Here is a 24,308-nt window from a genome sequence, read left to right as displayed (position 1 = left end):
TGACCTCCGCAAGCCGGAGGGTGGCAGAGCACCGGCTGCTGCACGCCGGATTGCCGCTGCCCCGTCTCCTGGTGTGCGCCGGGGATGTGGTACGGGGCAAGCCGGATCCCGAGCCTTATTTGCTGGCTGCCAGCCGGTTGGGACTGGCTCCGGCCGATTGCCTGGTGTTCGAGGATGCGCCAGCGGGCATCGCCAGCGCCCTGCAGGCGGGTTGCCAGGTGGTGCAGATGGGGGGAACAAGGCGGTATGACGACAGGCTCAAGGGCTGGCTGCGGGACTGGCGCGAGATCGAGATCGAGGTGGCATCGGACGGGCTCCATCTTCATCTGCCCGCCCCGCTGCCGGCAGAGGCCGGATGATGACGACAAGAGCCACGCCATTCAGGTGCCGCAAGATTGCCCGACGCTGGGGGAAGCCTGCTCAGGCGAGTAGCGTTCCACCCGGTTGCGGCCATTGTGTTTGGCCAGATAGAGCGCCTGATCGGCGCGAGAGAGCAGCTCGTCCAGATTGAAGGGGCCCTCTCTCTGGGAGGCGATACCGATGCTGACCGTGATGCAGACGGCGGGCTCGGCTCCATCTTCTTCCCCTGGCTGCGCGACGATTTTTCGCAGCCGCTCGGCCACAGCCATGGCCTGCTCCTCGCTGAGGCCGGGCAAGATGGCCACGAATTCCTCTCCCCCCAGGCGACAGAAGAGGTCCCCCGGTCGAAGCTGGTCGCGCACCCGGGCCGCGAAGCCGCTCAACTGGTTGTCCCCCTCTTCGTGACCGTGACGATCATTGATGCGTTTGAAATGATCGATGTCCAGCATGCAGATCGCCACAGGGTAGCGCTGCACCGTGAGGTGCTGGAGCAGTTCATTGGCGGCCGACCAGAAGCCGGCCCGGTTCAGCGCACCGGTCAGGTGATCGTGGTGGGCTAGGTGTTTCATCTCCCGCAGCAGGCTGTTGCGGGCCGCCATGATGCTGGCGGCGGTCAGGGGGGGGAGAGCGATCAACATGACCCCTATCCGGACGGAGAACATCCAGTACTGGGTCTGGACATCGTGATTGATGACGAGATGGCCGTTTGAAAGGGCGATCAGGATCAGGGTGCTGTAACCCAGGGTCAGCAGGCTGGTGGCGAAGACGGAGTAGGTGACGGCGCACCAGAGCAGTGCCGGTACCGGGAAGGCGATGGATCCCGGCCCCTCGATGAGCAGGGTGAGCAGCAGGGAGGCCACCAGGCTCAGCAACGGCATCAATCCGGTCCAGGAGAACTCGGTGCGGTAGAGGAGGTTGCGCCAGGGGGGCACGCTGTCATGGGGAGGCAGTGTCAGGAGCACCGGCAGTATGGTCATGTAGTTCACCAGCTCGCTGGCAAACCAGAAGCCCAGCCCGTAGAGCGGGGGGCCCAGAGACAGGATGGGATTGATGATGGCGCCGACCACGCCGGCGGCGAGGGAGGCGGCCAGGGTGTTTCGCAGCAGGAGCACGAGGGAGGTGGGGCGCCTGAGGAGCTTGTCGGCAGGCGCGAGCCGATGCATCAGCAGATACCCGACGCCGATGCCGGCCAGGTTGCCGCAGGTCAGCAGGATGGTTTTGAACAGGGGCTCACCGGTGAAGAGGGCGGCGAGAAAAAAGCCCAGTATGCCGCCGGCCCAGCCCGCCGGGGTGGCCAGGCGTGGATAGCGCACCATGCAGCCGAGCATGACCGCATTGGCAGGCCAGAAGGCCGCCAGCAGGTTGGGGGGGCGGGTGAAGATGCCGATCAGCGAGAACAGCAGTACCAGGGCGGCGACACACAACAGAGCGGACAAGGGCGTCAATGTGCATGAGGTACGTTGGCGTGCGATGTCCCCCATGGGGACCTCCTGACAAGAGAGGGTTTGCTCAGAGTATGGCTGGCACGTGACAAGGGTGAACGAGTGCGAGATGAAAACGCCCCCTGGTGGAGGGGGCGTGAAGGCTTACTTGAAGACCCGGAAACGCACGTCGTCGTCGATGAAGGTCTTGTCGCCGGCAGGTTGCTCTATGCTGCCAAAAGGCATCTGGGCACGGAGCAGCCAGCTGGCGGGCAGGTCCCACTCCTTGCGCACCGCATCGTCGATGAGCGGGTTGTAGTGTTGCAGGGAGGCGCCGATGCCCTCCTGGGCCAGGGTGGTCCAGACCGCGAACTGGGCGATCCCGGTGGCATGTTCGGACCAGATGGGGAAGTTGTCGGCATAGAGAGCGAATTTCTGCTGCAGATCCTCGATGACGGCGGTGTCTTCGAAGAAGAGCACGGTGCCAGCCCCGGCGCGGAAGCTACCGTTGATCTTGGCTTCACTCTGGGGATAGGCCTCCGGCGGCACTATCTTCTTGAGCTCCGCCTTGACGATGTCCCACAGCTTGTGGTGCTGCTCGCCAAACAGGATGACGGCGCGGGAACTCTGGGAGTTGAACGAAGAGGGGCTGTGCTTGACGGCATCCTTGATGAGGGCGGTCAGCTGGGCCTCGGAGTGGGTCACCCGGTTGCCCAGGGCATAGATGGTACGACGTGCTTTGATCTGTTCGATAAACGGACTGCTCATAACATCTCCTTGGTTGATGAATCATCACCGCCAGCGTTGCCGACAAAGGTCATCTGGCTCCGATTTCTCGAGTCATCGACTATAACACCTTGCGGGCAATAAACCGTCAACGACGAGTAATGACTGTTTCTACTTTTTATGGATATTCACATGACGGATGTGAATATGGCCGCGAGACACCTTGATATCTTTTTTATCATTAGCAGTGGATGTTAATGACTTCAATCAATATCTTTTGCAGATTTTTAATCTATAAAATTCATAAAATATGACATTTTATAGAGGGTGGCATGACGGCGGCGCTGATCAAGGAACGCTATTACATACTGACTCCGCTGTCGCTTCTCCTGGGAGGGCTGGTGCTGATCGCCACCCTGTTGCTGGCGGCAGCCAGCTACCTGAGCAGCATCGACAAGACGGTGGCGGGTTACGGTCACATGCTGGCTGCCCTCGACGCCACCCTGTTCCAGGACATGGCGCAGGACAACCGCCACCAGCTTGGCGTGCTGGAGGCGTCCCTGGACAAGCAGGCCATCGCTGCCGGGGCATCGGCCATCAATCCCATCTGGCCCATTGCCCATCAGTTCAAGTACGACGCCCACTTCCTCTATTTCTACAATGCGCGCACCCATCGGCTCGACGGCTATCCCGACTGGCAGCAACCGGAGGGCTACCGGGCACAGGCGCGGCCCTGGTACCAGACCCTGTCCGGCGAGGGCGATGATCTCGTCTGGTTCGGTCCCTACCCGGAGTTCGATTCGGCCGGAGAGGTACTGACCCTCATCAAGCGGGTCAAGGATGATGAGGGGCAACTGCTTGGGCTGCTGATGGTGGACATGTCGTTCAGCGCCTTGCAGGGGGCGTTGCACCGGGCGGTGGGTGAGGACCCGGTGGCCCTCTACATCACCGAGCGCAAGGGCGGCAAGCTGGTGGTGGGGCACAATCTGTCGCTGTTGCCGCCCCGCCTCGAGCGGGAGACGCAGGCGGCCGGCCTGGACGGGTTCTGGGAAGGACGCCACCTGCAATACGCTCTGGAGGGGATGGAGTGGGATCTCAACGTCTATCTCCCCCCCTCCCATTTTCATGAAAACCTGCAAGACCCCCTGCTGATGGTGGTGCTGCCCGCCCTGGCATTGCTCTGCATCTGGCTGTGCAGCCTGTGGTTTCTGGTGCGGATCTTTCGCCAGGAGCAGGCGCTGGTGCAGGGCTCGCTCAGCGGCCTCATCCGGGATGAGGCGCGAAAGGAGATCCAGCGGCGTCAGCGAACCTGGTTCGTGCACGGCAGCCTGGGAGAGATAGAACAGGTGCGAAACAGCCTGCTGCAAGGGCAGGATGCCCTGCTCCACGACCCTCTCACCGGCATCCTGAACCGGCGAGCCTTCGATCAGCAGCGGGCGGGGCTGGAGCAGGCGGGGAGGCCCTACTGGCTGGTGCTGTTCGATGTGGACAACTTCAAGCGCGTCAACGACAGCTGGGGACACGGTGTGGGGGATGCGGTGCTGTTTCGGGTGGCCACCATCATGGCGAGAACCCTGGGGGATGAGCAGGTCTACCGCATCGGGGGCGATGAATTTGCGGCCTTGCTGCCCTGGGAGCAGGCGGAGGTGGAATGCCGCCTGACCCACCTGCTCGGTCGGGTGAAGGCCCTGAAATGGCGGGAGTTCGCCGACGCCATCACCCTGAGCGCCGGCGGAGCGCGCTATCCGGATGATGCCCTGACGCTGCTCGAGCGGGCGGATGCCTGCCTGTACGAGAGCAAGCACCAGGGGCGGGATTGCTGGCATCTGGCGGCGTCGTCGCCCGTTGACGGGGAGGTTGTGACAGTATCTGTCTGACGGTGATCGCTGCAAAAAAGGGCCTTTGGGCCTAGAAAAGGGTCATGACGGGGATAATTTCTCGTGTGACCTTTTTTTTTGATGTGGTTTCAGGTGGTTAGCCTGCTTTCTTGCATCGTGTCGCGAACCGGAGACAGGGAGGGCTGGCCGTGAGGTGCCCCTTGCGGCAGTGGCGCGGGTCAGGGGGCTTTGTATAGTGCAGGGAAAAATAATCAATCATCAGGTTTGACAGGAGTACCCCATGAAAATGAAACCGTTTGGCATGAGCGCACTGGCGCTGCTGGGGGCGTTGCTGTTGGGCACAGGACAGGTGCAGGCATCCGAGACCCTCAATACCATTCTCGGCGGCGGAGCCGGCGGGGTGGCGGGCACCATGATCGGCAAGGAGCTGGGTGGCGACACCGGCGCCCTGGTGGGGGCCGCCCTGGGGGGCGCGGCCGGTGGTGCGGCCACGGCCAATAGGGGCAACAAGAACGAAGCTGCGCTCGGCGGCGCCGTCGGTGCCCTGGGCGGGGCAGCCATCGGCAAGAGCGTCGGTGGCAGCACGGGCCAGCTGATCGGCGCCGGTATCGGTGGTGCCGGTGGCTCTGCCATCGGAGCCAGGACCGGGGATGGTCACGAGAGCCGCGGCGATCGCTATTACGATGACAGGCGCTATCACAAGCACCACAAGAAACACAAAAAGCACCGCAAGCACAGATGGCATGACGACTGATGCCGCGGCAAGCTGACCGACAAAAAGGGGCCTTTGGCCCCTTTTTTTGATCCCGCTGTCGGCCCGTGAGGGGTGGCGAGCGGCCTCTTACACCAGCCGGTGCTGGCGCCTGCCAAGGGAGAAGGCGTTGATGTTGTCGATGAGCTGATCCGCGAGGCGCTGCATCGACTCTTCGCTGGCCCAGGCCACGTGGGGAGTCAGGATGAAATTGGGGTAACGCAGGGCCTGCATCAGGGGGTGATCCGGAGGCGGCGGCTCGACGCTCGCCACATCGAAGCCGGCGCCCCCCAGACGGCCGTTGCCGAGGGCTTCGAGCAGCGCCTGCTCGTCCACCAGGCCGCCACGGCCCACGTTGATGAGCAGGGCGCCCGGTTTCATCAGGGCCAGCTCCCGCTCCCCGATGAGATGGCGGGTGTAGGGGGTGAGCGGGCAGTGCAGGCTGATCACATCCGAACTTTGCAGCAGGGCATCCAGGGGCAGCCTGTCGTCATCCCCCGGGGAGCCGACCTGGCTCTGGGCATAGTAAACCTCCATCCCGATGGCGCTGGCCCGCTGTCCCAGCGCCTGTCCCAGGGTTCCCTTGCCGATGATCCCGAGGCGCTTGCCATGCAGATCCGTGATGGGGTGGTCGAAGAAGCAGAACTGGCCGCTTTGTTGCCAGCGCCCCTCCAGCAGGGACTGGCGCCAGGCGAACAGGTTGCGCGACAGGGCGAGCATCAGGGCCATGGCGTGCTCGGGGACGGAAGGGCCCGAGTAGTTGCGGATATTGCACACGGCGACATTGGCGGCGCGGCACGCCTCCAGATCCAGGTTGTCGCTGCCGGTGGCGGCCAGGGCGATCAGGCGCAGTTCGGGCAGCTGGGCCAGTTCATCGGCCCCGATGCGCACCTTGTTGATGATGGCGATGCTGGCGCACTTGAGCCGCTCCACCACCTGATCCGGTGCTGTGGTCGGGTAGCTTTGCCAGTGATGGGGAAAATCGGGGCGGCGCAGATTGATGCCGGTGTCCAGGGTGTCGCTGTCGAGAAACACGATTTGCTGCATGAAGCCTCCTGCCATTGGTTCGGACATGATGCCAAACATGGAGGGCGGCTGACCAGCGCGGTGGTATCGGGCCAAGTCCGATGGGGAAGGCAAAAGGCGGGTGGCTGTGCCTCGGAGGGACTCAGATCCAGCCCAGGTGCGTCAGCCAGCCCTGGATGCGCCCCGGCGTCTCCTCCAGATCCATCAGGGCATAGGGGCGGTAGTTGAGCTTGTGGCTGCGGCGGCTCTCGCTTCTGCGGGCTTCGGCCGCCAGCAGGGGCCAGCGTCCTCCCTCCTCCTGATAGAGATCCAGGGTAGGGATGCTGCCCTGGGCTATCTGCTTGGCGAGGGTCTGGTTGCTCAGCTGGTTGGGGAAGAAGCCGTCGAGCAGCACCAGGGCATCGGGGGCGGGCAACTGTTCGCTGGCGATGAGGTTGGCGGCCCAGGCGGCGCTGGTACCCTGGGCCAGCAGCAGCTTGAAGCCCCCCTCCTGCAGCTTGGCATCCCCCAGCTTGCTGATGCGGGAGGCAAACTGCTTGCGAAAATCGTCGATGACCTGCTGTTTCTTCTCGGCGGCGGGGTCGAGCTCGGTCTGCTGCGGCGAGGGGAGCAGCAGCAGGGTATCGAAACCGAGGCGCCCCAGCTCCCGGGTCAGTTGCCACAGCTGGCCGCTGCGCTGCCAGTCGGGCAGCAGGATGACCAGACCCACGTAGTTGTCGCTGTTGTGCTTGGCAAACAGTATCTGTTGCTTGTCCACCCTGGTGCTGTCGGGTATCCCCTGCCAGTCGCTGCTCTGCCAGTAGTCGGGGGGAACCAGGGGGGCTGGATCCGGGGCGGCGCCTGACGGTGCCTGCCCGGCGCCGTGGGCGGCAAAAGCAAGCAGGGTCAGCAGCAGATAGGGGCGAAATGTCATGGGGGATCCTCCAGCACTCCCTCATAGCGGCCTCGCCGGGGGTTTCTTTAGGGCAAGGGGGCACATCGGCATCGGCGGTGGCGAAGAGGGTCTGACCGGCGGGCCGGACACGGGCCCGGGATTGTTCCAAATGGCAAAGCATTCCCGGTTTTGATTGTTCCATCCCGTGACCCATACATGGTTCAGTAAGGGCAGACAGACAGGGGGCCGGGGCATGTCGCCACTGGCCGCAGGCGGAGAATTCTCCCCCCTGTCTCGTCAGAACGAGAGGTTCACCCTCACTTTCCATCGACAGGGAGCGTTATCGCCATGAGCACCTTGGTTCACTTGCCCATCCTCGACCTGAGGCAGCTGGATGCCTCGCCCGACGCTCGGGCCGATTTTCTGGCATCGTTGCGCGATGCCGCGAGAGAGACGGGATTTTTCTACCTGACCGGCCACGGCATCGATCCCGAGCTGCAACAGGAAGTGCAGCAGCTGTCGCGGGCCTTCTTTGCGCTGCCTCTGGCGGCCAAGCAGCAGGTCGCCATGATCCACTCTCCCCATTTTCGTGGCTACAACCGACCGGGGGCGGAGCTGACCCGGGGTCAACCTGACTGGCGAGAGCAGTTTGATATCGGTGCCGATCGCCCTGCCTTGCCGCGCGCGGCGGGCGACCCGCCCTGGTGGCGGTTGCAGGGGCCGAATCAGTGGCCGGAGGCGCTGCCGACACTGCAACCCGTGCTGACGCGCTGGCGTGGGCAGATGACCCGCATGTCCCGTACCCTGCTCGGGGCTTTTGCCGAGGCGCTCGCACTGTCGCCAGATGCCTTCGATGCCCTGCACGGAGAGCGTCCCAACGAACATATCAAGCTGATCCGCTATCCCGGTGAGCGGGGCGCCACTCAGGGGGTCGGTCCCCACAAGGATTCGGGCTTCCTGAGCTTCCTGCTGCAGGATGACCAGCCCGGCCTGCAGGTGGAGGTGGCGCCGGATCACTGGATCGATGCGCTCCCGCTCCCCGGCACCTTCGTGGTCAACATCGGTGAGCTGCTGGAGCTGGCCAGCAACGGCTACCTGCGGGCGACCGTGCACCGGGTGGTGCCGTCGGCGCCGGGGCAGGAGCGTCTTTCCATCGCCTTCTTCCTGGGGGCCCAGCTCGACGCCGTGGTGCCCGTCTATCCGCTGCCCGAGGCACTGGCCCGTGAAGCCAGAGGGCCTGCCACCGACCCGCACAATCCGCTGCTGCGGGAGGTGGGCTGGAACTACCTCAAGGGGCGGCTGCGTTCCCACCCTGACGTGGCATTGCGCCACCATGCCGATCTGTTGCCGACGCCCCGGGCGCTGGCGGTCGGCGAAACCACCCATTGATTGCATTGCAAGGAGCACAAGATGAGCAAGCACGGACTGTTTTCCCTGAGCGGCCTGGTATTGGCCCTCGGACTCTCTCTCTCCGCCCAGGCAGCCCAGGCGCTGCGGGTTGCCGCGGATCCACTGCCCCATGCGGATATCCTCGGCGAGGTGAAACGCCAGGACCCTTCGCTGGATCTGCAGGTGATCGAGCTCAGCGGCGGCATCAATGCCAATGCCCTGCTGGTGGCGGGTGATGTGGATGCCAACTACTTCCAGCACGTCCCTTACCTGCGGGATCAGGAGAAGGCGCTCGGCACCGAGCTGGTGGTGGCCGCGACCGTACACGTGGAGCCTCTTGGCATCTATTCGAAGAAGTTCAAGCACCTGAGGGAGGTACCGGAAAAGGCGGTGATCGCCCTGCCCAACAATGTCACCAACCTGAGCCGGGCCCTCTATCTGTTGCAGCACGAGGGGCTCATCACCCTCAAGGCCGGCCATGAAGATCCGGCGCGGGATCTGGCGACGGTGCACGACATCGCCACCAACCCCAAGGCGCTCAGGATCCTGGAGATAGAGGCGCCGCAGCTGCCGCGCTCCCTCGACGACGTGGATCTGGCGGTGATCAATGGCAACTATGCCCTGGAGGCGGGGCTGGAGCCTGCTCGCGATGCCCTGGGGCTGGAGAGCGCCCAGAACAATCCCTACGCCAACATCCTGGTGACCACCCCGGCGCTCAAGGATGATCCGCGGATCCGCCAGTTGGCGCGGGATCTGGAGTCCAGGGCGATCGCCGACTTCATTCGCAAGAGCTACAAGGGGTCGGTGATCCCGGTGGCCGGGCGGCAGTCATGATAGTGCTGGAGGGGCTCGGCAAGCAGTACCCGGGGCACGGGCAACCCGCTCTGGAGGGGGTGTCGCTCGAGATTCCGGATGGGGCCATCTACGGCATTCTCGGGCGCAGCGGCGCGGGCAAGAGCACGCTCATTCGTTGCCTCAATCTGCTGGAGCGGCCAAGCCGGGGCCGCATCCTGTTCGATGGCCGCGACATCACGGCCCTGGAGGGGGCGGCCTTGCGCCGCCACCGTCAGGGGACCGGCATGATTTTCCAGCACTTCAATCTGCTGCACGCCCGCAGCGTGGAGGAGAACGTGGCAGTCCCGCTGGAAATCGCCGGAGTGGCGCGCCGGGAGCGGGCTGCCCGGGTCAGCGAGCTGCTGGAACTGGTGGGGCTTGGCGAGCACCGTCGCGCCTTTCCCTCCCAGTTGTCGGGGGGACAGAAGCAACGAGTGGGCATCGCCCGCGCCCTGGCCGCCAATCCGCGCCACTTGCTCTGTGACGAGGCGACCAGTGCCCTGGATCCGGAGACCACGGAGTCGGTGCTGGCGCTGCTTGCCGACATCAACCGCCGCCTCGGGATCACCATAGTGCTCATCACCCACGAGCTGGAGGTGGTCAGGGCCATCTGCGATCACGCGGCATTGCTTGAACGGGGTCAGCTGGTGGAAAGCGGCGCTCTGGGCACCCTGCTGGCCAACCCCGACTCCCGCGTGCGGCAGGCCCTGTTGCCGGATCCCGAGATCCTGCGGCGTTTCATGGCGCGTCACGGAGTCACAGAGGAGGTGCGTTTATGCAGAGTCGCCTGAGTGTCGATGCCTTGCTCGAACTGATGTATCAGGGGTCGCTCGAAACGCTCTACATGGTGGGAGTGGCGGCCGTGTTCACCCTGTTGCTGGGGCTGCCGACCGGGGTGCTGCTGGTGGTGACCCGTCCCGGGGGCGTGCTGCCCTTGCCCCGTCTCAACATGGTGCTGGGGATCGGTATCAACATCGGGCGGTCGCTCCCCTTCGTGGTGCTCCTGATCGCCCTGATCCCCCTGACCCGGCTGGTGGTCGGCACCTCACTGGGCAGCACCGCCGCCATCGTCCCCATCACCCTGGGGGCCTTCCCCTTCTTTGCCCGGGTGGTGGAGAGCGCCCTCGATGAGGTGGACAAGGGGCGCGTCGAAGCCGTGCTCGCCATGGGGGGCAGCGGCTGGCACGTGGTCGTCAAGGCGCTGCTGCCCGAGGCCTTGCCGGCGCTGCTGGCCGGACTCACCCTGACGGTGGTGATGCTCATTGGCTTCTCCTCCATGGCGGGGGTGGTCGGTGGCGGCGGGCTCGGGGATCTGGCGATCCGCTACGGCTACCAGCGCTTTGATGACAAGGTGATGGCAGGGACCGTGGTCATGTTGCTGCTGCTGGTGCAACTGGTACAGGGGGTGGGGGACAGGCTGGTGCGGGCACTGGCCCATCGCCGCTAGGGGCACGGCTTCTCATCAGGCTGGCCGTGAGGTGCCAGCCAATAAAAAAGCGAGCCTGGGCTCGCTTTTTTTGCAATCACATCAAGGGGTCAACTTAGTTGACGCGACGCTTGAATTCACCGGTACGGGTGTCGATTTCGATCTTGTCACCGATCTCCACGAAGGCGGCAACGGCCAGCTCGTAGGAGGTGCCCTTCAGGCGGGCAGGCTTGGTCACTTTACCGGAGGTGTCGCCACGGGCGGCCGGCTCGGTGTACTCGACTTCACGCACGATGGTGGTCGGCAGTTCTACGGAGATGGCTTTCTCGTTGTAGAAAGTCACTTCGCAGAGGTCTTCCATGCCGTCTACCAGGTAGTTCAGGGCATCACCCAGGTTGTCTTTCTCGACGTCGTACTGGTTGTACTCGGTGTCCATGAAGACATACAGCGGGTCGGAGTAGTAGGAGTAGGTGCACTCTTTACGCTCCAGCTGAACGACTTCCAGCTTGTCGTCGGCCTTGAAGACGGTCTCGGTGGCGCTGCCGTTCAGCAGACCCTTCAGCTTCATCTTGACCACGGCGGAGTTACGGCCGGATTTGTTGAATTCAGCCTTCTGGACCACCATCGGCTCGGTGCCGATCATGACTACGTTACCAGCGCGGATTTCCTGTGCGGTTTTCATGTAAAAAATTCCTGTTCGTGAAACGGACGGATAAAAACTGCCAGATTATATACGGCTTTCTAAAAATTTCACCAACCTCGTGACGAGATCCCCGTCCGCCAGCAGCCTCTGTGGCCAGGTGCGCCCATGTTGCTGCCATATGGCCGCGTATTGCGGCCATTGTGCCCAGAGTTCACCGGTGTGTTCCCCCCGGTTGAGGGCATGGTTGAAGCGGCGCAGCCACTGACCGGCCGGCGCTGGCAAGGGGGAGAGGTAGTGGTCGAGAAAACCGTCCAGCTTGATCATGTGGGCATCCTCTTCCTGCTGGTAGATGTGCCAGAGGAAGGGGCGCCCCGCCCACTGGGCCCGCACGAAGGAGTCCTCCCCGCGCACCAGGTTGAGATCGCAGCTCCACAGCAGGCGATCGTAGCCCCTCTGATCGGTCATCGGCAGCAGCTTGATGGTGAGGTTGCCCGCCTGGAGCAGATCTCCGGCCCGGGCACCGGGAATGGCCTCTGCCAGCCCTGCGCCGATGAGCACGTCGTCGAGGGAGCGCCCCAGCGGCAGCAGCAGGGTGACGGGGGTGACGCTCTGGCGCCAGCCCTCGACCAGGCTCCTGAGCGCCTCGCTCTCGTAGGTAAAGAGGCTGACCCGCAGTTCGTCTTCTCGTTGGGGTGGCAGGCCGAGGCTGGCCCAGTAGGCGGTCAGTCCCGCTTCATCCTGCTGCCAGCGCTCGCGCTCGCGCTCGACGATGAGGCCGTGCTCGCACAAGAGGCCGCCGGTTCTGGCGGTGAAACCCGGGAAGAAGAAGTACTTGTCGAGGCGCCGGCTGCCGACCTGCTGGGGCGAGGCGAGGCCATGGCAATCCTCGACCCAGCTCTCGGCCGAGAGGTACTCCAGGTTGATCCAGCAGGGGGGCGTGGTCTGCTCGGCCATGCGTTCGATAAAGGGGGCGGGCAGCTCGCAGGCAAACGCCTCGATGACCACCCTGGCCGGGGTCATGTCGGCGGGGAGGCGCTCGTGCCAGTGCTGGACATAGATGCCATCGACCCACTGACCGTCCTGTGCGGGGTCGAGCGCCGGGCAGATGCGGGCGAAGCTAGCCAGATCGTCCACCCAGAGCCGCACCTGCACCTCACTCTTCTGCGCCGGGAGCGCGCCTGCCTGTTTGAGCTGGCGGGCGAGTCGCCAGGTGACGCCGATGTCACCGAAGTTGTCGACGACGCAGCAGAAGATGTCCCAGTCGAAGGGGGGGAGAGGGCTTGTCATGGCGCGGGATCCCAGATGCAAAAAAACCGGTGCGCAGGGTAGCACACCGGTTGGCTGGCTTCTAACGGTCGGCTCGGGGCCGAAGGAGGGACTTACTCCTTGCCGTAGACGTTGTTCTCCTGCTCGCGCACCCGGATGAAGGTGGTGCGTTTGGTGAGCTCTTTCAACTGGCTGGCCCCCACATAGGTGCAGGTGGATCGCACCCCGCCCAGGATGTCGCGCACCGTGTTCTCCACCGGGCCGCGGTAGGGCAGCAGCACGGTTTTGCCTTCGGAGGCGCGATACTCGGCGACGCCGCCAGCGTGCTTGTCCATGGCGCTGGCCGAGCTCATGCCGTAGAACTTCATGAAGGGCTCGCCATCGACCTCGACGATTTCACCGCCGCACTCTTCGTGAGCGGCCAGCATGCCCCCCAGCATCACGAAGTCGGCGCCGCCGCCAAATGCCTTGGCCACATCCCCCGGGCAGGTGCAGCCGCCGTCACCGACGATCTGGCCACCCAGGCCGTGGGCCGCATCGGCACACTCGATGATGGCGGAGAGCTGCGGGTAGCCGACCCCGGTCTTGACCCGGGTGGTGCAGACCGAGCCCGGGCCTATGCCCACCTTGACGATGTCGGCGCCGGAGAGGATGAGCTCCTCCACCATCTCGCCGGTCACCACGTTGCCCGCCAGGATGACGTGGTTCGGGCAGGCCTCGCGGATCTTGCGCAAAAACTCGACGAAGTGCTGGGAGTAGCCGTTGGCCACGTCCACGCAGATGAAGCGCAGGGCGCTGGACATCGCGAGGATCTGGCGTGTCTTGGTGAAGTCCTCCTCCGAGGTGCCGGTAGAGACCATCACATGGCCCAGCAGGGCCGGGTCGGTCTCATTGACGAAGGTTTGCCACTGCGCAAGGCTGTAGTGCTTGTGCACCGCCGTCATCATCTCGAAGCTGGCCAGGGTACGCGCCATGGCGAAGCTGCCGACGGTATCCATGTTGGCGGCGATGACGGGCACGCCCTGCCATTGGGTCTGGGTGTGCTTGAAGGTGAACTGGCGGGTCAGGCTGACTTGGGAACGGCTCTTGAGAGTAGAGCGCTTGGGGCGAAACAGGACATCCTTGAAACCGAGCTTCAAGTCTTCTTCGATACGCATTGCGAATTCCTTATTGAGCCTTGTGTGAGAGGTCACTTTGCAGTGGCAACTTTTCGGCAGGCGCAAAAAAAACCGGTGGTTTTCAGGCCCTCCGGTTTACAGCAGTGTAGGCAAAAATCCCGTCAGAACAAGACTGATAATTCACGCACCGCTGTGGTAGCCTTTGGCGTCACAACCTGAGGATGGCCGCCAGCGTCATCCAGCACCTTGTTCTCCCCTCGTTTTCCTGCTGCATTCCCCACTCACGCGCCGTGCCCGGCATGGATTGTCGCCTGTTGGCACCGCGTCCAGAGCCCGCTCCCCTGCACGCCAGAATCCGGTTGACCCGGCAGTTGGCTGTGATACATCTGGGCGCAAGACTGACAAGGCGAGAGAGCAAGATGGGCAAGAGAATGGTGGCGGCGGCCATGATGTGGGCGCTGTGCGGCAGCGCGATGGCGGCCCAGACCAGCTATGGCTGGATCGAGAAGGGGGTGCTGATGCCCTACGGAGTGGCGGTCAAGATGAAGCTCGATACCGGTGCCCTCACTTCGTCGCTGGATGCCCGCGACCTGAAGCATTTCAAGAAGGATGGCAAGCCCTGGGTGCGCTTCAACCTGGTGCTGACCGATGCCAATACCGACAAGGTGGTGCGCCGGAGCGTGGAGCGACCGGTGGAGCGCAGCGTGACGGTGCGCGGGGCGGGCGGCATGGAGCAGCGCCCGACGGTGACCATGTCCGTCTGCGTCGGGGACCAGGTCTACAAGGAGTGGTTCACCCTGCGGGATCGCAGCAAGATGATCTACCCGGTGCTGCTGGGGCGCCGTCTGCTGGCGGAGCTGGGACCGGTGGATTCGAGCCGGACCTTCACGGTACAGCCCACCTGCGACTAGGGTGGTGCAGCCATGAAAAACGGGGGCCTGGCCCCCGTTTTTCATGGCGTGCGCAAAGGCTGACCCCTCATGCCTGGCGCGAGGCGGGCAGCAGCACGCTCACTTCGAGCCCCCCTTCGGGCCGGTTGTGGATGTCGAGATCCGCTCCGTGAAGCTGGGCGATGCGCGAGACGATGGCCATGCCAAGGCCCACGCCATCCCCCTGCTGGGGATTGACCCGGAAGAAGCGCTCGCACAACCGGGAGAGGGCGGCGGTGGGGATGCCGGGGCCGTTGTCCCGCACATCCACTCGGATCCGGTTGCCCACCTGGCTCACCACCACGGCGACCTCGCCGCCCACCTGGGTGTAGCGCAGCGCATTGTCGATGAGGTTGCCGAACATCAGCTCCAGCAACATCGCCTGTCCCATTACCTGCACCTGTTCGGCGCCCTCCAGGGACAGCTGCTGATCCTTTTTCAGGGCGATGGGGGCCAGGGTCGCCAGGGTGCCCTGCAACAGGGGGAACAGGGGGAGGGCGGTGAGGGCCGGGCTCTGCTGGTTGTCGATGCGGGCCTGGGTCAGCAACTGGCGGATCAGCCGATCGCTGCGATCGAGGGCCAAGAGCATCTTGCGCAGGGCCTGCTCCCGGCTCTGATCATCCTCGGCCGTCATGGCGTTCTCGCTGTGGATGCGCAGTACCGCGAGGGGGGTGCGCAGCTCGTGGGCGGCCTCGTTGGTGAACTGTTTCTCCCGATCCAGGGTGTCTGCGAGGGCGTGCATCAGCCGGTTGATCTCCCCCACCAGCGGCGTCAGCTCCTCGGCCTTGATGGCAAGATTGAGTGGGCTCAGGTTGGCGGGATGACGCTCGCCGATGGCTTGCGCCAGCTGGTGCAGCGGTGACAGCCCCCGGGTGATCAGCCACCACAGCAGACCGAGCAGGAAGGGCAGGGTGATGAAGAGGGGCAGCATGGTGAGGGTGGCCATCTTGCTGGCCAGCTCGCTGCGTTCGTCATCCCGCTCCGCCACGATGAGCCAGGTCTGTTCATCTTCGTTGTAGAGGGTAAAGGTGCGCCACTCGTGATGATCCTTGGTCTCGCTGTTGAAGCCCCGCTCCAGGGTGGTCAACGGTTGGGCCGGGGCATTGGGCGAGCGCAGCAGCACGGCGCCCTGCTCGCTCAGCAACTGGAAGTAGAGGTTGTGTTCGAATTCATGGCCATAGGGGGTGAACTCGTTGTCCTGGCCGAACTGGAAGAAGCCGCCCTTCTCGATGTGGGGCGTCTCGGGGACGGCCTGCACCCACTCCTGGTACACGGTGCCGTTGCGCGGCAGCTCGCCGCTCTGCTTGAGATAGCGGCTGAGCAACTGGTTGGTGATGCGGGCAGACTGGGCGAGACGGGCATCAAACAGCTCTTCCATCTCGTGGTTGGCCTGCAGGTAGCCGATAAGGCCGCTGATGGCGAGGCTGAGGCTGACCAGGGCCAGGATGCCGGAGAGCAGAAAACGGCGGATGGAACGGACACGGCTCATGGGGCGGAGGCTCCTCTTGCGCCCTGGACGTCGAGCTGGGGCACGATGTAACCGACGCCGCGAATGTTGCGGATGAGCTCGGGGAAGAATTTCTTGCGCAGATGGTGAATGTGCACCTCCACCGCGTTGCTCTCTGCCCCCTCGTCCCAGCCGTAGAGGCTCTGTTGCAGTTGATCCCGGCTCAATACCCGGCCGCTCTGGGTGATGAGCTCCTGCAACAGCTTGTATTCGTGGGGGGTGAGCTTGACCGGCTCGCCCCGATAGGTGACCTGTTGTGACGCGGGGAAGAGCTGCAGCTCCCCGTACTCCAGCACCGCCTGGGCCTGCCCCTTGCTGCGCCGCACCAGGGCGCGCAGCCGGGCGTTGAGCTCCTGCAGGGCGAAGGGTTTGACCATGTAGTCGTCGGAGCCTGCATCCAGCCCCAGTACCCGGTCGTCCAGGGCATCACGGGCGGTCAGGATGAGCACGGGCAGGGTCTGCCCCTCCCGGCGCAACTTTCGCAGCAGGCTGATGCCGTCGATGTCCGGCAGGTTGAGATCCAGGATGAGGGCGGCAAACTCCTCGCTCTTGAGCGCCGAGAGGGCCGGCATCCCCTGCTGGAGCCAGTCCACCGTGTAGCCGCTGCTGCGCAGCGCATCCACCATGCCGTCTCCCAGCATCACATCATCTTCCACCAACAGGATCCGCATTGTTCTCTCCCTCAAACGACACTGCCCACCAGTATGCAAGCTGGTGGGCAGAGTTGAAATAGCGCACTGTGCTGCTTGTGTTTACAGCTTGGCGAGACGCTCGCGAATTTCCATTCTGCGGCCCTCGTCCGCCACCTCGCGGCCAGGGCGCGCCGGGGCGGCCAGGGCCTTGTCCAGATAGATCTTCGCCTGTGCCTTGTCACCCTGATCCAGCAGGAAGTCGCCGTAGAAGAAGTTGGGGTCGATGCCGGTGGGATTGATGGCCAGCGCCTGCTTGAGCAGCTTCTCCGCCTTCTCGTCGTCTCCAAAGCCCACCGGCCAGCCCGGTACCTGGTAGTAGAGGGAGCCCAGGCTGGTGTAGGCCGAGCCTTCCAGCGCCTTGGGATCCTGCTTGATGGCGATCTCGAGCTTGGCCTTGGCCTCCTTCACCAGACCAAGGGCGCCGAGGCCGCCCTTGGCCCCCGCCCAGGTGCTCTTGACGATGGCGGACCAGATCAGCAGATCGGTGCGAAATGCCTCCTTGGCGCTCGCCTCATCGGCCTTGGCACTCAGGCTCTCCAGGCAGCTCTCCTTGGCTTTTCCGGTCTGCTGGTACTGGCAGTGGGCCCACTCCTGCTGAATGGTGGGCAGGGCATCGGCGGCCTGGGCCAGACCGCTTGCCAGCAGGCCTCCCAGGGCGAGCAACAGGGGGCCGTGACCAAATCGGGGACGGAAAGTGGTGTGCTTCATCTCAATGTTCCTTCTCGTTTGTCGCACAGGCGGGATCGCTCCTGTGATCGGGGGCTGGGGAGGCGGTGCGGCGGGCGTGGCGCTCGATGATCGGGCGCTGCTTGGCCAGGGCCATGTCCACCAAGGCGGGCAGCAGGCCGTTGAGCCGCACAAAGAGCTTTTCCGGCCAGCCGAGCCAGCGGCGGCGTGTCTCGTTGCACAGGGCGATGACGGCCTCCTCGGCCACGTCCTGTGGGCTGTCGGTCCGGGTGCCAAGCTCGGCATTCATGGCATAGGCCGCCTCGGAATTGAGGTGGGTGCGGGTGGCGCGGGGGGCAAAGTGCAGCACCTTGATGCCGGTTCCCTCCAGCTCCCGCCCCAGGGACTCGCTGAAGCCGCGCATGGCGAACTTGCTGGCGCAATAGACGCTGTAGCCGGCAAAACCGATGGCCCCGAGGCTGGAGCCGATGTTCATGATGATGGCGGGCTTGCGCAGCCGGGGCAGCAGGGCCCGGGTGAGCTGGATGGGCGCCTCGACGTTGAGCAGCAACTGGCGTGTCACCTGCTCGCTGCTCTGATCTTCCAGCCAGGCGAACTGGTTGCAGCCTGCACTGTTGATGAGCACGTCCAGCCCCTCGTCCAGGGCCGGATGTTGCAGCAGCTGCGCCCGCTCATGGGGAGAGCCAAGATCGGCCGTCACCGTCTGGTGGCGATCCGGATGAGGCAGCTCCCGGCGCAGGCGCTCCAGGGCGCTGGCCCGACGACCGTGCAGCAGCAGATGGGCACCCTGGGCCGCCAGTTCATGGGCCAGGGCTTCACCAATGCCGCCACTGGCGCCAGTCAGCAGTATGCGTTTGCCTTCAAGCTTCATTGGCAGGATCCCGTGAGCTGATAGAGCATGTCGCCATAGAGGCGGTAGACCACCTTGGCGGCGTGAATGATGGCGGCCTGATCGGCGGCATCTTCCACCCGGTTCATCAGGGATTCGAAGAATTTGAGGTGCTCCTGGTCCAGGGCCCCGTGGGAGCTCAGGTAGCTCATGGCCTGGGGCGGCAGACCCAGACCGCTCTTGAGCTGGTCGGCGACGGTCAGGGCGATGGCGACGCTGGTGCCTTCCAGCACCTGCACCATGCCGAAGAAGCCCATGGGGTTGCCGCGCTGGATCTGATCGTAGAGGAAGGCCACCATCAGCTCGATGGGCAGGCCCGGCTGGCCGTGGCGCACCGCCTCGGCATCACCGCCGCAAGCACGGATGTCGTTCAGGATCCACTCCTGATGGCCGTACTCCTCGTCGATGTACTCCCTGATGGCGCCTCGCACCCATTCGTACTCCTGCCCCAGCTTGCCGCCGGTGGCCATCAGGAGCGGCACCGTGTGGCGCACGTGGTAGTAGGCCTGTGCCAGGAAGGCGAGGTAGGTGTCACGGCTGATGTCGCCGCGGCGGCAGGCCTCGATGATGGGGGCGTTGAACAGGCGTTCGCGCTCGCAGGCGGTGGCTTGTTGCAGGGTCTGGTAGAAGCTCATGAGGTCTCTCCTGTGAGGCATTGGCTGATCTGCCGGGAAAAGTGGTGATAAATCTCGTTGCGACGGGGGCGCCCGTTGGCCGTCAGGAGGCCGGGGAGCTGATCCAGGGCGACCGGCAACCAGTGATGGATGCGGGCGTAATCGGGCAACTGCTGGTTGAGCCGGGCAATCTGCTCTGGCAATTGGGACTGGCTGCCCGGCAGCGGCTGGATAAGGGCCACGTTGGCGGGCTGACCGTCACCGAAGATGACGATGCGGGCGATGGCCGGGCAGAGCTGGGCCTGGGCTTCCACCCACTCCGGGGAGAAGTTGCGGCCAAAGGCGGTGATCTGCACGTTCTTCTTGCGCCCCGTGATATGGAGATAGCCCTCCTCGTCGAGCCGACCCAGATCCCCTGTGGCGATCTGGCTGCCCGTCTCGCCCTCTTCCCCCAGGTAGCCCAGCATGGCGCTGCCGCTGACCATGACTTCGCCGTCTGCGGCGATCGTCACCTGGCAGTGGGGCAGAGGCAGGCCGACGCTGCCGGGACGATCCCCGTGGGGGCCGTTCAGGGCGACCACGGAGCCGCATTCGGAGAGACCGTATCCCTCGTAGACCGGCAGCCCCGCCGCACGGGCGTGAGCGATGAGTTCGGGGGCGACCTTGCCTCCGCCCACGGCGACGAAGCGCAGGGTGCCGAGCTGTGTCGCCAGGGCAGGGGTATTGAGGCACAGGGCCAGCAGCAGGCGCAGCAACTCGGGTACCAGCACCAGGCTGTGGCTGGGCCAGCGCAGCAGTGCCTGGGCCAGGGCCGCAGGATCCAGCTTGCTGGAGCCCGAGAAACCGAGTTCCCCCAGGGAGGGGATGCGGCTGCAGGCGCCGGTCAGCAGCGGTACATACAAGCCGGTCAGGTTCTCCAGCAAGGTGGTGAGGGGCAGCAGGGTCAGGTGTTTCTCAACCCGGGCAGGGGCCACCCGCAGGGCAAGGGATCCGCAGACCGCCGTCATCTGTTCCAGCGACAGGCAGACGCCCTTGGGTTGCCCCGTGGTGCCCGAGGTATAGGTGATCTTGGCGGTGCCCGCAGGCAGCTCGGGGAGGCGGGCCGGGATGCGGCGCCACAGGGGCACGGCCTGCTCATCGGGCCTGCCTGCCATGAGCACGAGGGGCGAGGCGGCTTGCCACCCCTGGTGCTCCGGGCCGACCAGGGCGTCTGCTCCGCTGCTTTCCAGCAGCCACGTCTGCTGCGCCGGACTGAAGAAGTGGGGAACCGGGATGACCACGATGCCGGCCCAGGTGCAGGCGAGATCGATCAGCGCCCAGGGCAGGCCGTTGTCGAGTTGCAGGGCCAGGCGGCGGATGCCGGCCCCTTGTAGCACTCCTGCCAGTTGCTGGATCTGCTGCCACAGGCTCTGGTAATCCAGCTCACCCTGGCTGCCTAGCAGCGCAGGCTGGTGCGGGGTCTGGCTGGCATGGTGGGCGATGGTGTCGAACAGCATCATTGCGCGCACCTCCTGTCGATGTCGGCATGGTTAAAAAGGCGGGGCATGGGCCCCAGCAGGTTGAGCAGCAGGCTGCTCTGTGCGAGCACCTCGCGCCCCTGGTTGATGTCGCCTGCCATCACCTTGGGCTGGCAGCGGTAGTATTCGCCCCAGGCGCTGGCATCCTCTCCCACCTGATGGGCCTGGGCGGGGGCCAGCTCCACCGGGTTGAGACGCAGGCGGGTAAAGCTGTTGCGCAGCTTGGCGGTGCCGGTGAACACCACGTAGTCCAGGGCGTTGTCACACAGCAGACGGCACAGCGCGGCAAACATCAGGCGGGCGTGACCCGGTTCGCTGCAGGCAAGATTGCCCACTTCGATGATGCGGTGGCGGGCCGGACGTACCCCGAGACGGGTCTCGATGGCGGCCTCGACAGGCTGCTCCAGATATTGCTCCAGATAGAGAGGTTGCTCGTGCTCGCCATGGCAGGCCTGATTGAGGCCGCAGGCACCGACCAGCACGCCATCTGCCCGGTAGAGCCCGAGCAGGCAGGGCAGAAAATGGGGAATGCGGGCGTTGAACTCGAGGGTGTAGGCGGCCTGGATATAGGTTTGCAGCGCCATGACCTGCTGCGGGGATTCGGCCAGGATCAACCGGTAGGGGGCTTGGATCTCGATGGTCATGGTTGGCTCCTTCTCTTGCGATGGGATGAGAGTAAAAGGGCAAACTTAAGAAACCCTTAAGGCGCAAAAAAAGACGAAAAAAACTGGCGGGGGGTGAACGGGGGTCGATGGGGGCACCAGACAAAACAGTTGCCAGCAGCGGGCGTGGCAGGCAATCTGCCCCGCTGTCGTCACCCGAGGAGCTGCCATGTCATCCCCTGTTCACTGTCCCCTGTGTCTCTCCCCTCGGCACCATGCCCTGCCGGTGGCGGGCAAGGGCTATTACCGCTGCCTGGCGTGCGAGCTGGTCTGGATGGACGAGGCGGACCACCTGGACGAGGGGGCCGAGAAGGCGGTCTATGACGGGCACGACAACCGGGTGGACGATCCCCGCTACCGGGCCTTTCTGATGCGTGCCTTTGGCGAGGTGCTGGCCCGGGTGTCGCCTCCTGCCAGCGGCCTCGATTTTGGCTGCGGCCCCGGGCCTGCCCTCATCGCCATGGGGCGGGAGGCGGGCTTCGAGATGGCGGGCTACGACAAGTTCTATGCCGACGACCCAGAGTGCCTGACAAGGCAATATGACTTCATCACCAGCACCGAGGTGATCGAGCACATCGCCACCCCCCGCGCCGTGCTGGACACGCTCTGGGGCTGCCTCAAGCCCGGCGGGGTGCTGGTGTTGCAGACCCAGCGGGTACTGGGGGACGATCGCTTCAAGACCTGGCGCTATCGCCACGATCCCACCCATATCGTCTTCTTCGCCGAGGCCTCGTTCCGTGCCCTGGCGGCCCGCTGGCAGGCAGAGGTCGAGTTTCCTCATGCCGATGTGGCGGTGTTCACCAAACCCTGAGCCGGGCGTTTTCATTTGGCCATGAGTTGGGCATGCTGGTGGCCTGATACCCAGGAACGGATGCCCCTATCTCCATGTCGATCCCCCACCTCTCATTGCAAGACGCTCGCCACCTGCAACTGGCGGCCCAGGGGCTGCTGACCCCGCGCCGCGCCAGAGCAACCCCCGCCGACCTGCTCGCCTGCATTCGCCGCATGGCGTTGCTGCAGATAGACACCATCTCCGTGGTGGCCCGCAGCCCCTATCTGGTGCTGTTCAGCCGTCTCGGCCACTACGATCCGCGCTGGCTGGAACAACTGCTGGCCGATGGTGACCTCTTCGAATACTGGGCTCATGAGGCCTGTTTCGTCCCCCGGGAAGATTACCGGCTGCTGCGCCATCGCATGCTGGATCCCGCCGCCATGGGCTGGAAGTTCTCCGCCCAGTGGCTCAAGACCCACGGCGGCGAGATAGCGCAGATAGTCGAGCGCATACGCCAGGATGGCCCGGTGCGGGCGGCAGACTTCGAGCGCAAGGGGGACAAGGGCAACGGCTGGTGGGACTGGAAGCCCGAAAAGCGCCACCTGGAGGCGCTGTTTACCGCAGGCCAGCTGATGGTGCGCGAACGGCGCAATTTCCAGCGGGTCTACGATCTCGCCGAGCGGGTCATGCCGGAGTGGAATGACGAGCGGGATCTGCCGAGTCCTGATCTCGCCCGGCGGGACATGGTGCGAGCCAGTTGCCGGGCGCTGGGGCTGGTCAAGACCGGCTGGGTGGCGGATTACTATCGCCTTAAACGGGGGAAATACGACGCCCTGCTCCACCAGCTGGCGGATGAGGGGGAGCTGTTGCCGGTACGAGTGGAGGGGTGGCAGCACGGAGCCTTCGTTCACGCTTCCCTGGCCGATGAACTGGTCCGGGCCCAGGCGGGCTCCCTCAAGGCGAGCCACACCGCCGTGCTCTCGCCCTTTGACCCGCTGGTGTGGGATCGCAAGCGGGCCAGCGAGTTGTTTGGCTTTGACTATCGCATCGAGTGCTATACCCCGGCCCCCAAGCGCCAGTACGGTTATTTCGTGCTGCCGTTGCTGCATCGCGGCAAGCTGGTGGGCAGGATGGACGCCAAGGCCCATCGCAAGGAGGGGGTGTTTGAGGTCAAGAGCCTCTATCTGGAAGACGGGGTCAGGGTGACCCGGACCCTGGCCCAGGATCTGGGCAAGGCCATCCAGAAGCTGGCGGAGTGGCACCAGACCCCGCTGGTGCGTTATGGCAACGTTCCTGCTCCCTTGTTGGCTCAATGGCAGGAGGTGGCACGCTGAGGAAGGACGCCTACCCTCGCATCAAGCCGGGCAGCACCAGCGCAACGGCCGCGGTGATGCGCGCGCGGATGTCGCTGCCCGGCGCCAGCAAGCCGAGCGCCATCTGGCGCAGCGGCTCCGCCATGGTCATCGCAAGCAACAGATCGCTGGTCTGGGCGGTGTCCAGCTCCCGAAGCCAGCCCAGTTGCTGCTGGCGCTGCAACCACGCCGCCAGGGTCGCCCTGCCGCGGGCAATACCGTTCTCCTGATAGGCCGCCAGCAGGGCATCCCGCCCCGCGAACTCATGCTGCAGCAGCCGGAACATGCCCACCGCCGGTGCGCTCAGCACCTGTCCCGCTATGGCCTGCAAGCCCAGCTCCAGCATCTCCCCTAGGGCGCCTGGATGAGCGGCATCCTGCTCGAAGGCCGGCTGGAAGGCATCGGTCCAGCTGCGCACCGCCTGCGCCACCAGCTCGTCGCGATTGGCGGCGAAGCGGTAGAGGGTCTTCTTGGCAACTCCCGCCTCTTTGGCCACCGCATCCACGGTCGCAGCGCCGTAGCCTCCCTTGAGCAACAAAGTCAACGTCGCCTCGGCGAGGGCGGCGCGAAGGTCGGCTTCCGGGGTGACCGGACGGCCTCGTGAGCGTGTTTCTTCATCGTTCGGGTGTGGCATATGGGCTCCTGGAAAGCATTGACAGACCCAGCATACAGGCATAGCTTAATTTAAGAAACGAATTTCGTTTCCTAAATTTATGGGAGTCATATCATGCATCCTTCTGCCCTGTTTGCCCCCTGGGGCGTCAATGACATCAATGAGTTGCTCAGTCCGCAACCCCTTCGCCTGGAAATGGGTCTGACCCGTAGCACCGACGGCCTGCTGACGGTCGCCATCCGCACCGATCTGCACGGCTGCAAGGGGCGCATGCTGGATTGGTGGTTCACCTTCTTCGAGACGACCCAGCACATCAGGTGGTGGCACCCCCACGACCACGTCGAGCACCGGGGCTGGGATCATCACTGGAAAAAAGGGGAGCGCTATGTGGGAGCCAGCATA

The 24,308-nt window shown here is 64.5% G+C and carries 26 protein-coding genes; 11 read left to right on the top strand and 15 right to left on the bottom strand.

Annotated features, from left to right (window positions below):
• Positions 1-359: HAD-IA family hydrolase (locus AACR77_RS05805; RefSeq protein WP_042880276.1), on the top strand; the 359-nt coding region annotated here is incomplete at its 5' end.
• Positions 360-380: 21 nt separating this feature from the next.
• Here the strand turns inward: AACR77_RS05805 and AACR77_RS05800 are convergent.
• Positions 381-1,841, bottom strand: coding sequence for a sensor domain-containing diguanylate cyclase (locus AACR77_RS05800; RefSeq protein WP_231563155.1), 1,461 nt, complete (start codon positions 1,839-1,841; stop codon positions 381-383).
• Positions 1,842-1,946: 105 nt separating this feature from the next.
• Positions 1,947-2,549, bottom strand: a complete 603-nt coding sequence (locus tag AACR77_RS05795) for a nitroreductase family protein (protein WP_010673779.1) — start codon at positions 2,547-2,549, stop codon at positions 1,947-1,949.
• Between the two features lie 290 nt (positions 2,550-2,839).
• On the opposite strand from AACR77_RS05795, the gene AACR77_RS05790 reads away from it, so the two are divergent.
• Both AACR77_RS05790 and AACR77_RS05785 read left to right on the top strand, forming a co-directional pair.
• A complete protein-coding gene (locus tag AACR77_RS05790; RefSeq protein WP_042880270.1) occupies positions 2,840-4,384 on the top strand; it encodes a sensor domain-containing diguanylate cyclase in 1,545 nt (514 codons plus the stop codon).
• Positions 4,385-4,625: 241 nt separating this feature from the next.
• Positions 4,626-5,099: a YMGG-like glycine zipper-containing protein gene (locus AACR77_RS05785; RefSeq protein WP_039041096.1), complete on the top strand. Its 474-nt coding sequence runs from the start codon at positions 4,626-4,628 to the stop codon at positions 5,097-5,099.
• A gap of 87 nt (positions 5,100-5,186) precedes the next feature.
• Here the strand turns inward: AACR77_RS05785 and AACR77_RS05780 are convergent, their stop codons facing one another.
• Both AACR77_RS05780 and AACR77_RS05775 read right to left on the bottom strand, forming a co-directional pair.
• Positions 5,187-6,143, bottom strand: a complete 957-nt coding sequence (locus AACR77_RS05780; protein ID WP_039041095.1) for a D-2-hydroxyacid dehydrogenase — start codon at positions 6,141-6,143, stop codon at positions 5,187-5,189.
• A gap of 121 nt (positions 6,144-6,264) precedes the next feature.
• Positions 6,265-7,035 (bottom strand): DUF3530 family protein, encoded by a 771-nt coding sequence (locus tag AACR77_RS05775; RefSeq protein ID WP_042880268.1) that lies wholly within the window; start codon positions 7,033-7,035, stop codon positions 6,265-6,267.
• 309 nt (positions 7,036-7,344) lie between these two features.
• On the opposite strand from AACR77_RS05775, the gene AACR77_RS05770 reads away from it, so the two are divergent.
• Genes AACR77_RS05770 through AACR77_RS05755 form a run of 4 tightly spaced genes read left to right on the top strand, consistent with a single transcriptional unit; the run spans position 7,345 to position 10,666 of the window.
• On the top strand, positions 7,345-8,385 hold the full coding sequence (locus AACR77_RS05770) for an isopenicillin N synthase family dioxygenase (protein WP_042880267.1): 1,041 nt from the start codon (positions 7,345-7,347) through the stop codon (positions 8,383-8,385).
• 21 nt (positions 8,386-8,406) lie between these two features.
• Positions 8,407-9,219, top strand: coding sequence for a MetQ/NlpA family ABC transporter substrate-binding protein (locus tag AACR77_RS05765; RefSeq protein WP_042880265.1), 813 nt, complete (start codon positions 8,407-8,409; stop codon positions 9,217-9,219).
• The gene (locus AACR77_RS05760) at positions 9,216-10,010 is read left to right on the top strand and encodes a methionine ABC transporter ATP-binding protein (protein WP_010673786.1); all 795 of its coding nucleotides are present in this window, start codon (positions 9,216-9,218) and stop codon (positions 10,008-10,010) included. Before AACR77_RS05765 ends, AACR77_RS05760 begins: the two co-directional genes overlap by 4 nt.
• A complete protein-coding gene (locus tag AACR77_RS05755; RefSeq protein ID WP_010673787.1) occupies positions 9,995-10,666 on the top strand; it encodes a methionine ABC transporter permease in 672 nt (223 codons plus the stop codon). The genes AACR77_RS05760 and AACR77_RS05755 overlap by 16 nt, the downstream gene beginning before the upstream one ends.
• A 94-nt stretch (positions 10,667-10,760) precedes the next feature.
• Here the strand turns inward: AACR77_RS05755 and efp are convergent, their stop codons facing one another.
• The 3 genes from efp to AACR77_RS05740 all read right to left on the bottom strand — a co-directional run bounded on the left by efp (position 10,761) and on the right by AACR77_RS05740 (position 13,711).
• Positions 10,761-11,327 (bottom strand): elongation factor P, encoded by a 567-nt coding sequence (efp, locus tag AACR77_RS05750; RefSeq protein ID WP_010673788.1) that lies wholly within the window; start codon positions 11,325-11,327, stop codon positions 10,761-10,763.
• 45 nt (positions 11,328-11,372) lie between these two features.
• Entirely contained in the window at positions 11,373-12,575 is a 1,203-nt protein-coding gene (gene earP, locus AACR77_RS05745) for an elongation factor P maturation arginine rhamnosyltransferase EarP (protein WP_042880263.1), read from the bottom strand.
• 92 nt (positions 12,576-12,667) lie between these two features.
• Positions 12,668-13,711, bottom strand: a complete 1,044-nt coding sequence (locus AACR77_RS05740) for a GMP reductase (protein ID WP_039041089.1) — start codon at positions 13,709-13,711, stop codon at positions 12,668-12,670.
• Positions 13,712-14,103: 392 nt separating this feature from the next.
• Between AACR77_RS05740 and rloA3 the strand changes: the two genes are divergently transcribed.
• Positions 14,104-14,583, top strand: coding sequence for a retropepsin-like aspartic peptidase RloA3 (rloA3, locus tag AACR77_RS05735; RefSeq protein WP_041201491.1), 480 nt, complete (start codon positions 14,104-14,106; stop codon positions 14,581-14,583).
• 67 nt (positions 14,584-14,650) lie between these two features.
• Here rloA3 and AACR77_RS05730 read toward each other — a convergent pair whose 3' ends face one another.
• The 7 genes from AACR77_RS05730 to AACR77_RS05700 all read right to left on the bottom strand — a co-directional run bounded on the left by AACR77_RS05730 (position 14,651) and on the right by AACR77_RS05700 (position 21,151).
• A complete protein-coding gene (locus AACR77_RS05730; protein ID WP_039039559.1) occupies positions 14,651-16,090 on the bottom strand; it encodes an ATP-binding protein in 1,440 nt (479 codons plus the stop codon).
• Positions 16,087-16,779: a response regulator gene (locus tag AACR77_RS05725; RefSeq protein ID WP_041212544.1), complete on the bottom strand. Its 693-nt coding sequence runs from the start codon at positions 16,777-16,779 to the stop codon at positions 16,087-16,089. The genes AACR77_RS05730 and AACR77_RS05725 overlap by 4 nt, the downstream gene beginning before the upstream one ends.
• 81 nt (positions 16,780-16,860) lie before the next feature.
• A complete protein-coding gene (locus tag AACR77_RS05720; RefSeq protein ID WP_039039561.1) occupies positions 16,861-17,508 on the bottom strand; it encodes a tetratricopeptide repeat protein in 648 nt (215 codons plus the stop codon).
• A gap of 1 nt (position 17,509) precedes the next feature.
• Positions 17,510-18,358 (bottom strand): SDR family oxidoreductase, encoded by an 849-nt coding sequence (locus tag AACR77_RS05715; RefSeq protein WP_039039562.1) that lies wholly within the window; start codon positions 18,356-18,358, stop codon positions 17,510-17,512.
• Positions 18,355-19,011: a TenA family transcriptional regulator gene (locus AACR77_RS05710; protein WP_039039563.1), complete on the bottom strand. Its 657-nt coding sequence runs from the start codon at positions 19,009-19,011 to the stop codon at positions 18,355-18,357. The genes AACR77_RS05715 and AACR77_RS05710 overlap by 4 nt, the downstream gene beginning before the upstream one ends.
• The gene (locus tag AACR77_RS05705) at positions 19,008-20,489 is read right to left on the bottom strand and encodes an AMP-binding protein (protein WP_042880261.1); all 1,482 of its coding nucleotides are present in this window, start codon (positions 20,487-20,489) and stop codon (positions 19,008-19,010) included. The genes AACR77_RS05710 and AACR77_RS05705 overlap by 4 nt, the downstream gene beginning before the upstream one ends.
• Positions 20,486-21,151, bottom strand: coding sequence for a thermostable hemolysin (locus tag AACR77_RS05700; RefSeq protein ID WP_042014526.1), 666 nt, complete (start codon positions 21,149-21,151; stop codon positions 20,486-20,488). The genes AACR77_RS05705 and AACR77_RS05700 overlap by 4 nt, the downstream gene beginning before the upstream one ends.
• A gap of 187 nt (positions 21,152-21,338) precedes the next feature.
• On the opposite strand from AACR77_RS05700, the gene AACR77_RS05695 reads away from it, so the two are divergent.
• Both AACR77_RS05695 and AACR77_RS05690 read left to right on the top strand, forming a co-directional pair.
• Entirely contained in the window at positions 21,339-21,980 is a 642-nt protein-coding gene (locus AACR77_RS05695; protein ID WP_039039566.1) for a class I SAM-dependent methyltransferase, read from the top strand.
• A gap of 74 nt (positions 21,981-22,054) precedes the next feature.
• The gene (locus AACR77_RS05690) at positions 22,055-23,275 is read left to right on the top strand and encodes a winged helix-turn-helix domain-containing protein (protein ID WP_042880259.1); all 1,221 of its coding nucleotides are present in this window, start codon (positions 22,055-22,057) and stop codon (positions 23,273-23,275) included.
• Positions 23,276-23,285: 10 nt separating this feature from the next.
• Here AACR77_RS05690 and AACR77_RS05685 read toward each other — a convergent pair whose 3' ends face one another.
• Positions 23,286-23,927 carry a TetR/AcrR family transcriptional regulator gene (locus AACR77_RS05685; RefSeq protein ID WP_042880258.1) on the bottom strand — a complete coding sequence of 214 codons (642 nt, stop codon included), beginning with the start codon at positions 23,925-23,927 and terminating at the stop codon, positions 23,286-23,288.
• Between the two features lie 93 nt (positions 23,928-24,020).
• Between AACR77_RS05685 and AACR77_RS05680 the strand changes: the two genes are divergently transcribed.
• The coding region (locus AACR77_RS05680) for a DAPG hydrolase family protein (RefSeq protein WP_042880256.1) at positions 24,021-24,308 on the top strand (288 nt) is incomplete at its 3' end.

It is taken from the genome of Aeromonas sp. ZOR0002, assembly GCF_963866995.1.
GTDB lineage: Bacteria > Pseudomonadota > Gammaproteobacteria > Enterobacterales > Aeromonadaceae > Aeromonas > Aeromonas caviae.
This window is presented reverse-complemented; position numbering and strand designations above follow the sequence as displayed.